Genomic DNA, 13,390 nt, shown 5'->3' with positions numbered 1-13,390 from the left:
TTCCGTCCCCTCATGGATAAAGCTTATTTCTTTTGTTTGTTCATTAATTGTTATTTTTTTATAAATGATCACTACATTACGGTGTACTGGTCGTTCCACCATCTGTTGATCCTTCTTCTGTTGTCGGATCTGTCGGAGTAGTTCCATCTGTCGCTGGATCTGTTGGTGTAGTTCCTTGACCGTCTGTTGGTGGATCTACAGCAGGATCATCAGTTCCTGTTCCTGTGCCCGTATTTCCACTGTTATCAACCGGTGGAACTTCAACAGGAGCGTCTGGTTCGATAACTGTTTCCTGTACACTGCCTTGCTTCGCTTCATTGTATCCAATCGCATACGTATCGATAAATTCGCCATCACGATAGATCGATACTGCACCATCACGATTAGGTCCTAACACCATATTCACTTTTAAAGATTGACGTGAACTGATTGTTTTGGTTCCCCAATCTTTATTTTCACCAGTAGCATCGGTGTATTTAATATTGATTTTACTAGATTTGCCTGCTGTTGCTGGTGGAATAGATACAGAATACGTAAAGTCAAATGCTTCCGGTGGATATCCAGAACTCACCCAGAACGATACTTTACTTCCTTTACTTAATGAATTACCAGAAGCCGGATTTTGACGAGTTACTTTACCGCTAGCTACGGTATAACTTGTCTCTTGTCCTACATCTCCTACAGTAAATCCACTTGAAGATAATTTAGCTTGAGCATCAGACTGACTCATTCCTGTGAGATCCGGTACAGAAGCCGTCGCTGTTCCTTTACTTACAGTTACAGTAACGGTTGTTGTTGCAGGATCCACATCTGCATTCGCTCCAGGTGTCTGATCAAATACAGTTCCACTATCGACACTATCGTTATTTTCATCGACACGTGTAATCTGATCTTCTTTAAATCCTTCTGCTAGCAACAATTTACGTGCATCTTCATACGTTTTGGCATTCAGATCAGGCATTTTGGATAATTCTTTTTCAGCGGTGACTGTAATATCAATAGAAGCTCCTTGTTTGACCATCGTTCCTGCGTCTTTACTCTGGGCGATAACGATACCAGCAGGCTGTCCTTCTTTGTATTCACTTGTTACTTGACCTCTAACTAATCCTTGCGCCTCTAGCATACTTTCAGCGCTAGCTTGCGTTTGGTTAACTATATTGGGTACAGCCACCTCGGCTACATCAAGAGTAGAACGTACATACATTGTTGCAAGACCCATCAATACCAACAGAATCACAACCGCCGATATCCAGATGGTTGGTTTTACCCATTTACGCTGTTGCTTCGCAGGAGCAGAAGATCGTGACATTTCACGATCTGACTTACGATCATCATCTCCTACAGGAATCGAAGTCGGACGAATCGCTGATATGACGCGTGTCTGCTCTTCATCATCTACTGTTGGGAAATATACTTTCGTTTCACTACGACGTTCTGGTAACAGACACGTATCTAGATCTTGTAACATTTCATGAGCAGAATTGTATCGTTCTGAAGGGCTTTTACGCATCGACTTCAAAATGATATTTTCTACACTTTGCGGAATCAACGGATTGATTAACCGCGGTTCTTCGAATTCATCTTGTAAATGCTTAAGCGCTACACTAATCGGGCTTTCACCGAGAAAAGGAAGTCGCCCAGTCAGCATTTGATACAACACAATACCAAGCGAATACAGATCAGACTTTTCACCAGTAGCTACACCTTTAGCATGTTCAGGTGAAAAATAATGCACTGAACCGACAACAGAACCTGTCTGTGTAATCGTGGTAGAAGTCACAGCACGCGCAATACCAAAATCAGTTACTTTCACCCGTCCATTACGACCGATCAAAATATTATGTGGCTTGATATCACGATGAATAATCTGATTATGATGTGCATGATCAAGTGCATCGCAAATCTGAGAAGCAATTCGGATCGCTTCATCCACAGGCAAAGGAGCACGTTCTTTGATCACTTCATTCAAATTGTAACCTTGTACATATTCCATCACGATATAGTGAATATCGCCTTCTTGTCCAACATCATAGATGCTAACCACATTAGGATGTGATAAGGACGCCGCTGATTGAGCTTCCCGACGAAAACGGCGAATAAATTCTTCATCATATACAAATTGCTGGCGCAAAACTTTGATGGCAACATGACGATTAAGCAGCACATCACGCGCATTGTATACAAGCGCCATACCGCCGCCACCGATTTCCTCGATGACTTCATAACGGCCGCCTAGCGTATGTCCGATCATTGTTCCCACCCCTTCGTGCTCAACTCTACCGTAGAGTCATCCATTTCGAATAGGGCAACAGTAATATTATCTTCGCCACCAGCTTCAAGTGCTAGAGCTACTAGATGCTTCGCACGTTCTTCAAGTGCAATACCTGCCAGAGCAACCGTTTCGATCTGTTGATTACCAATCATATTCGTTAATCCATCACTACATAGCAAAAGCACTTCACCGATTTTAAGCTGAATATCGTCTATTTCTACAACGACTTCTGCATCTGTACCCAGTGCACGTGTTAACACATTGCGACGAGGATGCACAGCTGCTTCTTCTTGAGTAATCTGATGATTTTTGAGCAATTCATTGACCAGTGTATGATCTTGCGTTAATAGACGTAATTCTTCTTCGCCTACCAAATAAGCGCGGCTATCACCGATATGACCGATAATGCCGCTATCACCGCGTAGCAATACAGCTACAACAGTCGTTCCCATATTGTGGTAACTGTCGTCCATTTGAGCAGTATGAAAAACAACATTATTCGCATGTAAAATCGCATCATGTAAAGCAGCACGACAAGCTTCCAGCGATAAGCCAGCTTCTAGCCCTTGCAGATCACCGATAATGGTCTGCACAGCCAGTTGACTTGCTGTATCGCCTGCACGATGTCCACCCATCCCATCTGCGACTATACCTAGTGTATATTCCTGTTGAATAGAACCGATCCATACTGAATCTTCATTCACTTGTCGAACGTGTCCCCTATCACTATGTTGCGCTGTTCTAATCAAATGTGATCACCTCGCAGTCGACTCCATGTGTTTCGCTCGTAACTGTCCACAAGCAGCAGCGATATCGTGTCCTTGCTCACGACGAATCGTTACATTCACACCTTTGTCAGATAAAATACGCTGGAATTCAAAAATATCTTTGCGCGGGGTACGCACATAATCACGTTCTGGAACATAGTTAACAGGAATCAAATTGACATGACACATCATAGTTTTGAGAACATCTGCTAATTCTTCTGCATGTTCAGGCTGATCATTAACGCCACCAATCAACGCATATTCAAACGTAATCCGGCGACCGGTTTTGTTCAAATAATAACGAAGAGATTCCATCACATCATCAAAAGGAAAACGACGGTTAACCGGCATCAATTTAGAACGCAATTTATCGTTCGGTGCATGAATAGAAATCGCTAGGTTAATCTGTGTATCTTCATCTGCAAATTTATAAATATTCGGCACGATTCCACTTGTAGAAACAGTGATATGACGTTGTCCGATATTCAATCCTTTTTCATGAATCATAATCCGTAAAAAAGTCATTGTTGCTTCATAATTTTCAAACGGCTCACCTGAACCCATGATTACAATACTGCTTACACGCTCATTCGTTTCATCCAAAATCTTCTGTGCTTGAACAACCTGAGCCACAATCTCACCTGCTGTAAGGTTACGTTTCAAGCCACCCAATGTGGACGCACAGAATGTACAACCGATACGGCAACCTACCTGTGTAGTTACACAGATACTATTTCCGTAGTTGTGACGCATAATAACGGTCTCGATCGCATGAGCATCATGCAGACCAAACAAAAATTTAACCGTACCATCTTTAGATTGCATTTTAGTAATCTCATCTAACATAACAAAAGAAAACTGGTCGTTTAGTTTAGCGCGAAGTTCCTTGGAAAGGTTAGTCATTTCCTCAAACGAAGTCACACGCTTCACATACAGCCAGTCAAAAATTTGTCCTGCGCGGAAAGCAGGCTCATTATTTTCCTTTGCCCAGTTCTGTAGATCTTCCAAAGCATAATCATATATAAAAGGTTTCATTACAATTATCACACCTATTCTCAAATTCTTTTCATTTTTTTGATACAACGGATCATATGACGGTCAACATTGAATTTCATCCTTACTATTCTAGCATAAAACAATCAAACCCTAAAGGGTCTGTTCATTAAGATATCGTTACTATTTGTTACTATATTTTTTATATCGGTTGATTATAGATTAGCATTTATTCCTAAACACAGCAAAAGTGGCTTTACTCAGGATAACTATACTCTCCATAAGTAACAAGCCACTTTTATCGTGTCTATTTAGAAGATCAGAATAAACTAGATTACATACTGATTTTACGTAGTGCAGCAATATAGAATCCATCTGAATGGAAATCTTGCGGTAAAATTTGAATCCCTGTTTGAGCATGATTCGTATTTACAGGTGCAAACGGAGCCAATTCAAACTGTTTATTTTGATGTAAAAAAGATTCTACAATCGCTTCATTTTCACTACGTTCAATCGTACATGTACTGTACACCATAATGCCATCTGGCTTGAGTAGCGTAGAGATATTCTGCAACAGTTGTTGTTGTAACTGTACGATTTCTTTGATGTCCGCCATACTTTTATTCCATTTGAGATCAGGTTTACGACGAATAACCCCTAGACCTGAACATGGAGCATCTAATAATATTCGGTCAAAAGACTCGGCAGGATAGCGCTCTGTTAATGTTAATGCATCCCCAACTGTCGTTTCGATAATAGAGAGTTGTAGACGTTCTGCTTGATCATCGATCAATTGACGCTTATGTTCATGAATATCGTTAGCCACAATATGACCACTGTTATTCATTTTCTCTGCCAAATGAACACTTTTTCCACCAGGAGCCGCGCAACAATCGAGTACATTCATACCAGACTTCGCTTGTACTGCTTCTGCGACTAACATCGAACTTTCATCTTGTACTGAAATTAATCCGTCTTGATACCATGATGTTAATGCCATATTCCCGCCACCATGCACCAGAATACCATCTGGAGATAACGGAGAAATTTCTACATCATATCCTTCACCTTGCAGCAATTCCAACATCGCTGTACGAGAAGTACGATGCGTATTTACACGAATACTTACCGATGGTGCTTCGTTATTTGAAATACAGATTTGTTCAGCGATTGCTTCATCATATTGCTTGATCCAGCGTGTTACCATCCATTCAGGGAATGAGTGTTGCAATGCTATTCTTTTCGCAGGTGGCAAATCTTGAGGAATCACTAATTCTTCCCGGCGACGAATTACATTACGTAATACGCCATTGACCATACCTGATATGCCTTGATGTCCACGACGTTTCGCGATATTAACCGCTTCGTTTACCGCCGCATGAGCAGGAATACGATCAAGATAATAAATTTGATAAAAGCTAAACCGTAACAAATTACGTACCCACGGTTGAAGCTTATTTAAGCCTTTTGCCACAAATTGACCAAGAAAATAATCAATCGTATTCAGACGTGAAATGGTACCATAAACTAACTCTGTAGCCAGTCCAATATCTGCACGTTCTAGACGAATACGATTGAGCATTTGATTCAATACAAGATTACTATAAGAACCCTCTTCTTCCACTGCTGTTAATACTTCGAGCGCAACTTCACGAGCAGTAGTTGGACGAACCGATTTGCTTTTCGGATCAGACTTGGTCTTAGTGTTATTCGCTAACGGGCTATCTGCATTCGGTTGACGTTTGAATTTGTTGTTATGACTATTATTTTGATTATTCACCCGAGCACCGTACCTTTAGTCATTGACGTGCCACGTACAAAGTCAGACGCTTGTAGTGCTTTTTTGCCCGCAGGTTGAATCTCTGTCAATGTAACTGTGCTATCGCCTGTACGAACAACAATACCTTCTGGCAATAATTCCAGAACTGTACCCGGTACAGCTTCTAGTGCTGCCCCTTTTAACGTTGCATCCGTCGTAGGCTTGCTTATTTTCCATACTTTGAATACTTCGCCATTCCATAATGTAAATCCACCGGAGAACGGCACAAGACCACGAACTTGATTATATAATTCACGACTGGTTTTCGACCAATCCAATTGTTCATCTTCACGAGTCAAATTCGGAGCATAGGTGGATTCTTCATCATTTTGCGGTTCTGCTTCTACTTTACCTTCTAGCAGTCGTGGCAATTCTCGACGCAGAATCGTTGCTCCTGCTTCACTCATTTTGGCAAATAAAGTACCGGATGTATCTTCATCTGTAATCGGTACTTCGATCTTCGAGATCATATCTCCTGTGTCTAAACCCTCTGCCATATACATCAGCGTAATGCCTGTTACCGTTTCACCATTGATAATACAACGCTGAATCGGTGCACCTCCGCGATATTTAGGCAACAATGATCCATGAATATTTACACAACCTAAGCGTGGTAGATCTAATACAGCTTTCGGTAAAATCTGACCAAAAGCCGCCGTAACGATCAAATCTGGCTTATATGCTGCAAGTTCAGCGATAGATTCAGGATTTCTCATCCGTTGCGGTTGAAGTACTGGAATACCATGTTCTACGGCTGCTGCTTTGACAGGAGTAGGTGTTAATACTTTTTTACGACCTTGAGGACGATCCGGTTGAGTCACGACACAGACTACATTCATGCCTTCTTCAATCAGAACATTTAAGCTATGCACAGCAAAATCGGGTGTTCCCATAAATGCAATATTCACGATAGACTTATTCCCCTTCCTCGTCTAGCTTACGGTCATAGACACGTTCTGCAATATCGGTAAATAGTACACCGTTTAAGTGATCGATCTCATGCTGAAAAGCACGTGCTAATAGATCACGACCTGTAATTGTCACTTCTTCACCATTGCGATCTAATCCTTTGACCGTCACTTCCAAAGCACGACGAACTTGACCGTTAAGACCGGGAATACTAAGACAACCTTCTGAACCTAGTTGCTCGCCGTTACTTTCTATAATTTCAGGATTAATAAGTTCGATTAATCCGTTATCATCGCCTACATCTACTACGATCAAGCGTTTCAAAATACCGACTTGTGGCGCAGCAAGACCTACCCCGTCTGCATCGTACATTGTGTCTGCCATATCGGTTAACAACTTCTGTACATTCGGTGTAATTTTGGTCACTTCTTTTGCTTTTTTGTGAAGCACTTCATCCGGTTCCGTTACAATAATACGTATAGCCATTCTTTATCCCGTCCTTTATATTATCTCTCTACATGTACATTCGATCTTGTTACATTAATACTTGTGGATCTACATCAATACTGATTAATAACTCTTTATCACGTACACTATCTTGCAATTGTTCTGCCACATGCTCAGCAAGCTTGGCAACGTCCATATCTCCACGCCATTTTATCATACATTGGAATCGGTATCTATTTTTTAAGCGTGGTATTGGCGAAGCGACAGGACCTAATACATCTAATGCTTCATTTGAAAATCGTTCTAGACTACCTAACCAACCTAATTTAGAAGCTTGATCTTTAATCATCTGTGTATAATTTTCAGCGATACGTACTAATAAGGCTAATTTTTCATGTGAAAAAGTAATCAATGCTAAGCGACAATAGGGTGGATACCCGAGTGTCTGACGATGCTTCAATTCTTCACGCACAAAAGACCCGTAATCGTGACGGCTCGCATGAATTACTGAATAATGCTCTGGATTATACGTCTGTACAATCACTTCACCTGGTAAATGATGACGACCTGCTCGTCCTGCTACTTGAGTCAGTAGTTGGAACGTTTTCTCAGCTGCGCGAAAATCAGGTAAATGTAGCGCTGAATCGGCTGCAATGACACCTACTAACGTAACATCTGGAAAATCCAATCCTTTGGCTACCATTTGCGTACCTAACAGTAAATCTGCTTTTTTATCACGAAATTGATTTAATAATTTCTCATGTGATCCTTTTTGCGTGGTTGTATCAACATCCATTCGCACTACTCGAATACCGGGAAATAATTTCGCCAATTCTTCTTCGACACGCTGTGTTCCTGTGCCAAAATAACGAATATGTTCACTACCACATTCCGGACATATTTGCGGAGCAGGTTCAGCATGACCACAATAATGACAACGCAGACTATTAGAACGCTGATGATAGGTGAGCGAGATATCACAATTCGGACATTCCGCGACATAACCGCACGTACGACACATCACAAATGTAGAATGTCCACGCCGATTAAGCAGTAAAACAATCTGTTGCTTTTTCTCCAGCCGATCTTCTATCGCTTGATGAAGAGGTCGACTGAACATCGAGCGATTGCCTTCTTTTAACTCTTCACGCATATCAATAATCTCTACGGCTGGAAGTTCGCTTCCAAGTGCCCGTCCATGAATTTCCAATAATGTTGGCATAAATTCATCATTCGCTTGCGATCGAGCTGCATAATAACTTTCCAGTGAAGGGGTAGCTGAACCTAGAATGACAACAGCATTATGCTGGTGAGCACGATGAATCGCTACATCACGCGCATGATACTTGGGACTTTCTTCTTGCTTATATGACGTCTCATGCTCTTCATCCATAATAATTAAGCCTAGATTGGAAAAAGGAGCAAAGATCGCTGAACGCGCACCAATCGCGACTTGAGATTTACCTTCACGAATTTTGCGCCATTCATCATAACGTTCACCACTAGACAATCGGCTATGCATTACAGCTACACGATCACCAAAACGACCTTTAAAACGCTCAACCATCTGCGGAGTCAGTGCAATTTCAGGTACAAGCATAATCGCTTGTCGATCTTGTTCGATCACACGCTGAATACATTGCAAATAGACTTCTGTTTTCCCACTACCTGTAATCCCATGAATTAAATATTCGCCTTGTTCACGTTTATTAATACGGCTGATAATCGAGTTATATACTTGCTGTTGTTCATCTGTGAGCGTAAATGGTGTACTCGGTGTAAAGTTGCGATCTTGATAAGGATCACGATACACTTCCATATCTATAATAGCGATATATCCTTTGTCTGCTAGAGCTTTCACTGTACTGGCTGTGACGCCAAGCACTGTCATAATTTCTTTGAGTGGTACATCGCCACCGGTATCTGCAATATAAGTCAGTACTTCTTGCTGACGCTTGGCTTTGGCTGGAAATTCTTCGATAATAGTACGAATCTCATCTTCTGGCAAATGCAAAGAAACAGTTCGGACTGTTTTCTTTTGCACTTTATCGCGTATGCTACGGCTTTCTAATAAAATGCCACGTTGCAATAACGATTTGATAATATGCGCTTGTTCGCCAAACCGACGACTTAACAATTCCATCCGCACTTCTTGTTGCTTTTGAATATGAGAGACAATCTGTTCTTCTTCGTCGGTTAATAATGACTCTGTAGCATCAAAAAGAGAATCTTCTCCCACCCAAGATTCACGTTCAGCGACTCGAATATACCGTTCTGCTTTTCCTTTCAAAGCCGCAGGTAACATAGATTGAAGTGCAGTAATCCGGTGACACGCATATTTGGCGCTCATCCATTCAGACAATTCAACCAATTCTTCGGACAATGGAGGTACAAGATCCAGTAATTCTTGTAATGATTTGAGCTTATTTGCTGGTGTCTCAGATGTTCCACTTAATCCAATCACGAATCCTTGCAATGTACGCGGGCCAAAAGGAACACCTACACGACTTCCTACTTCTAACCATCCTCGCATCGATTCTGGCACTATATAATCAAATGGACGATCTGTGCCCCGGCTAGGTACATCAACAATCACCTGAGCAATAAGAGTCATAAGGTAGACACTCCATTCAACCGTTTGGCTACAATACCTAGCAATTGGATTGCGACTTCGTCTTTGCTCATTAACGGCAGATCCACTACTAATCCCTGTGCATCATAAATCTGAACAAGATTCGTATCTGTGCCAAATCCAGCTCCAACTGCAGTGACATCATTAGCGACTAATAGATCACAGTTTTTACGTTTTAATTTGCCCATAGCATGTTCAGCGACATCATTCGTTTCTGCGGCAAAGCCAATCAAAAATTGCCCCTGTTTACGTTGACCTAGACTTTCCAGAATATCGACTGTTTTTTCTAATTCTAGTGTAAGTCCTTCGTCTTTTTTCTTCATTTTGGTCTCGTACACAGTTCGCGGACGATAATCGGCTACCGCTGCTGTTTGAATCATAATATCAGTATGATTCCATTCGCCTAATACCGCTTCATACATGTCTTGAGCAGATTGAACACGCACTGTTTCTATGCCTTCAGGTAAAGGTACTTGTACTGTTCCTGCAATCAATCGTACCGATGCCCCCATATCGCGAGCAGCTTTGGCAATCGCAATTCCCATTTTGCCAGAGGAATCATTGGTAATAAAACGAACAGGATCGATCCGTTCTACTGTTGCACCTGCGGTAACGGTCACTTTTTTACCTGCTAACATCTGACGTAACTGATTGCGATGTGCTTGAGCTTGAAAAAAATCTTGTACTACTTTAATAATCGTCTCCGGTTCTTCCAAACGCCCTTTGCCGACATAACCACAAGCCAACATGCCACTTCCTGGCTCAATCATCAATACACCACGACTGACCAGTGTATTCATATTTTGTACAACTGCTGGATGCTGATACATATGCACATTCATTGCCGGTGCGACCATAATTGGAGCTGTTGTGGCAAGCAATGTGGAAGACAGCATATCATCTGCTAATCCATGTGCCATTTTAGCAATTGTATTGGCAGTGGCTGGAGCAATTAATACCAGATCAGCTAGATCAGCCAAGTTAATATGGGTGACTACTTCTGGATCACGTTCGTCAAATGTATCTATATGAACCGGGTTACGAGAGAGCGTCTGTAATGTAAGTTCGGTAATAAATTTGGAAGCAGAACGTGTCATAATGACATGCACATCTGCCCCTTGTTTTACCAATCCGCTACACAACGCTGCCGCTTTGTAAGCAGCGATTCCGCCAGTAATCCCCAGCACAATCTTTTTACCTTGCAGCATCTCTATTTCCCCGCTTTCGTTTAATTTTTGCAATTATTCATCCCTTTATTATACCGCTTTTTATCGTAAAAGGGGAATCTATTCCATCGTTTTAGTATATTTTCAAAAAAAATAACAACCTTTCGGTTGTTAGCAAGTGGCACAGGGGTCCGTATTTAATTAAGCTTCTATAGCGGGCCCCTTTACCGTAGCCTGTTACTTATTTTTCGTCGTCATACTCTGTTTCAGTTCTGCGTTCGATACGAAGAATATCGTTATAGATTTCTTCTAATGCAATCCCTACATATTTGCTCGCATGAGCATCTTTCAATTCACTAACACTACCTTCACGTAGTTGTCTAGCACGACGGGAAGCTGCAACAACAAGCGAGTACTTACTGTCGACTTTAGTCATCATTTCATCAATAGAAGGATATAACATTAGATACACACACCTCTTCGTGTTCTGCGAAATTTATTTCACAGGACTTATTTTGTAATCTTACAATGTTCTGCGACAATAATACTCTGGATTCGCATACACGCTAGATCAATTTCATCATTGACTACAGAGTAATCATAATGCTTCATTAATTCCAACTCGTCAGCAGCTACCGTCATTCGATTCATAATCGTATCTACGGTTTCGGTTCCCCGTCCATGCAGACGTTGTTCCAATTCTTCAAACGAAGGTGGAGTCAAAAATATAAATACGCCTTCTGGAAACTTCTCCATGACTTTCAAAGCACCTTGCACTTCGATTTCAAGGAAAATATCGTTACCCGCATTCAGCGTATCTTCTACAAAATCACGTGGTGTTCCATAAAAGTTGCCTACATATTCTGCATGTTCTAACAAACGATCGTTTAAGATCATTTCTTGAAATTGCTCATGGCTTTTGAAAAAGTAGTTCACTCCATCCACTTCACCTGCACGAGGCTGGCGTGTGGTTGCAGATACAGAATAGATCAATTCAGGCATACGCGTCCGAAGAGCACTGCATACCGTTCCTTTACCGACACCGGAAGGGCCGGATAACACAAATAATAATCCTTTAGACATGGTACACTCCATTTTAGGCTGTTGCGTCGTCCGGTGCATAGTGGATTGATCAACAGCCTCTTTTTGTTTATTCGTCGTGATCATCATCTTTAGTCGATAAGCGATGTGCTACAGTTTCCGGTTGCACTGCGGAAAGAATCACATGATCGCTATCTGTAATGATAACAGCACGGGTACGACGACCATATGTGGCATCAATGAGCATATGACGATCGCGTGCTTCCTGAATAATTCTTTTGATTGGTGCAGACTCAGGGCTTACTATAGAAATAATCCGATTCGCGGATACAATATTTCCGAAGCCAATATTGATAAGTTTGATGGCCATCTTCAGGTTTTTCCCCCTATACATTTGACTCATTTACGCCGAAATGAGGTCGCTGACTTGCATTCATTCCAAATTTGCGGCTTGTTCACGGATCTTTTCCAGTTCCGCTTTCATCTCGACGACATGATTCACGAGAGCCAGATGATTCGCTTTGGAACCAATCGTATTCACTTCTCTATTCATTTCTTGAATCAAAAAATCAAGCCTACGCCCGATTGCATCATTACTTTCTAGCAATAATTTGCACTGCTGAAAATGACTATTCAAACGCGTCAATTCTTCGTCAATATTAGAACGATCTGCAAATACAGCTATCTCCATGCTAATTCTGGAATCGTCCCAATGATAACTTCCATCCTGAAGTTCAGATAATCGCTGTTTTAGACGTATGCGATGTTCTTCTACTACAGTAGGCGCCAATTCACACATACTGCGATAATACTGCTCTAGCAGATTCAGCCGCTCCCGCAAATCGTTAGCTAAATGAATCCCTTCTCGTGCACGCATTTGCAGTAAATTTTGAAGTGCTTCTTGTAGTCCTTGTCCAAGAATCTGTTGCCACTGTGCTTGTTCTTCTTCATCTGCCAATTCCGAAGGTTGCTCGGTAGTCATGACTCCTGGTAATGCAAGCAATTGATTGATATCCAAATTTCCATTCACACCATAACGCTCTGTAAGCTCTTGACCGGCTTGTAAGTAAGACTGAACGTTAGCATGGTTGAGCTTCAAAGACGGAACTTGCCCTGTATCTTGCTCTTTGTTCATAAATACATCTATCCGTCCACGCTTGATCGCATCTTGAATCAGCCTTTTGAGACTGTCCTCCATTTGACCCCATTCACGTGGTAAACGCATCATAATTTCGCAATAACGATGGTTGACGGATTTGACTTCAATCTGGACTTTGTAGCCGCCAAATTGCACGGCGGACTGACCGTATCCGGTCATACTGAATGACATCGGCATCACATCCG

The 13,390-nt window shown here is 41.7% G+C and carries 12 protein-coding genes; all 12 read right to left on the bottom strand.

Features of this window, described 5'->3' with window-relative positions; all coding sequences use genetic code 11:
* Positions 1–76: 76 nt before the first annotated feature.
* The 12 genes from pknB to QCD85_RS15765 all read right to left on the bottom strand — a co-directional run bounded on the left by pknB (position 77) and on the right by QCD85_RS15765 (position 13,376).
* Positions 77–2,251 (bottom strand): Stk1 family PASTA domain-containing Ser/Thr kinase, encoded by a 2,175-nt coding sequence (pknB, locus tag QCD85_RS15820; RefSeq protein WP_301263190.1) that lies wholly within the window; start codon positions 2,249–2,251, stop codon positions 77–79.
* Positions 2,248–3,021: a Stp1/IreP family PP2C-type Ser/Thr phosphatase gene (locus QCD85_RS15815; protein WP_301263189.1), complete on the bottom strand. Its 774-nt coding sequence runs from the start codon at positions 3,019–3,021 to the stop codon at positions 2,248–2,250. The genes pknB and QCD85_RS15815 overlap by 4 nt, the downstream gene beginning before the upstream one ends.
* A gap of 6 nt (positions 3,022–3,027) precedes the next feature.
* Entirely contained in the window at positions 3,028–4,074 is a 1,047-nt protein-coding gene (gene rlmN, locus QCD85_RS15810) for a 23S rRNA (adenine(2503)-C(2))-methyltransferase RlmN (protein ID WP_273613006.1), read from the bottom strand.
* A 292-nt stretch (positions 4,075–4,366) separates the two neighbouring features.
* Positions 4,367–5,812, bottom strand: a complete 1,446-nt coding sequence (gene rsmB, locus QCD85_RS15805; RefSeq protein ID WP_301263188.1) for a 16S rRNA (cytosine(967)-C(5))-methyltransferase RsmB — start codon at positions 5,810–5,812, stop codon at positions 4,367–4,369.
* On the bottom strand, positions 5,809–6,759 hold the full coding sequence (fmt, locus tag QCD85_RS15800) for a methionyl-tRNA formyltransferase (RefSeq protein WP_301263187.1): 951 nt from the start codon (positions 6,757–6,759) through the stop codon (positions 5,809–5,811). Before fmt ends, rsmB begins: the two co-directional genes overlap by 4 nt.
* A gap of 7 nt (positions 6,760–6,766) precedes the next feature.
* Positions 6,767–7,246, bottom strand: coding sequence for a peptide deformylase (gene def, locus QCD85_RS15795; RefSeq protein WP_274172322.1), 480 nt, complete (start codon positions 7,244–7,246; stop codon positions 6,767–6,769).
* A 49-nt stretch (positions 7,247–7,295) separates the two neighbouring features.
* Positions 7,296–9,821, bottom strand: coding sequence for a primosomal protein N' (priA, locus tag QCD85_RS15790; protein WP_274172321.1), 2,526 nt, complete (start codon positions 9,819–9,821; stop codon positions 7,296–7,298).
* Positions 9,818–11,047, bottom strand: a complete 1,230-nt coding sequence (gene coaBC, locus QCD85_RS15785) for a bifunctional phosphopantothenoylcysteine decarboxylase/phosphopantothenate--cysteine ligase CoaBC (RefSeq protein WP_301263186.1) — start codon at positions 11,045–11,047, stop codon at positions 9,818–9,820. The genes priA and coaBC overlap by 4 nt, the downstream gene beginning before the upstream one ends.
* A 199-nt stretch (positions 11,048–11,246) precedes the next feature.
* On the bottom strand, positions 11,247–11,468 hold the full coding sequence (gene rpoZ / locus QCD85_RS15780) for a DNA-directed RNA polymerase subunit omega (RefSeq protein ID WP_204823367.1): 222 nt from the start codon (positions 11,466–11,468) through the stop codon (positions 11,247–11,249).
* 47 nt (positions 11,469–11,515) lie between these two features.
* On the bottom strand, positions 11,516–12,088 hold the full coding sequence (gmk, locus tag QCD85_RS15775) for a guanylate kinase (RefSeq protein WP_273613012.1): 573 nt from the start codon (positions 12,086–12,088) through the stop codon (positions 11,516–11,518).
* 67 nt (positions 12,089–12,155) lie between these two features.
* Entirely contained in the window at positions 12,156–12,416 is a 261-nt protein-coding gene (gene remA / locus QCD85_RS15770) for an extracellular matrix/biofilm regulator RemA (protein ID WP_020615370.1), read from the bottom strand.
* A 63-nt stretch (positions 12,417–12,479) separates the two neighbouring features.
* Positions 12,480–13,376: a YicC/YloC family endoribonuclease gene (locus QCD85_RS15765; RefSeq protein ID WP_273616331.1), complete on the bottom strand. Its 897-nt coding sequence runs from the start codon at positions 13,374–13,376 to the stop codon at positions 12,480–12,482.
* Positions 13,377–13,390: the final 14 nt, after the last annotated feature.

Source organism: Paenibacillus sp. PsM32 (genome assembly GCF_030433815.1).
Lineage (GTDB): Bacteria > Bacillota > Bacilli > Paenibacillales > Paenibacillaceae > Saccharibacillus > Saccharibacillus kyungheensis.
Note: the sequence above shows the minus strand (reverse complement) of the source record. Positions and strands in the feature narration are given on the sequence as shown.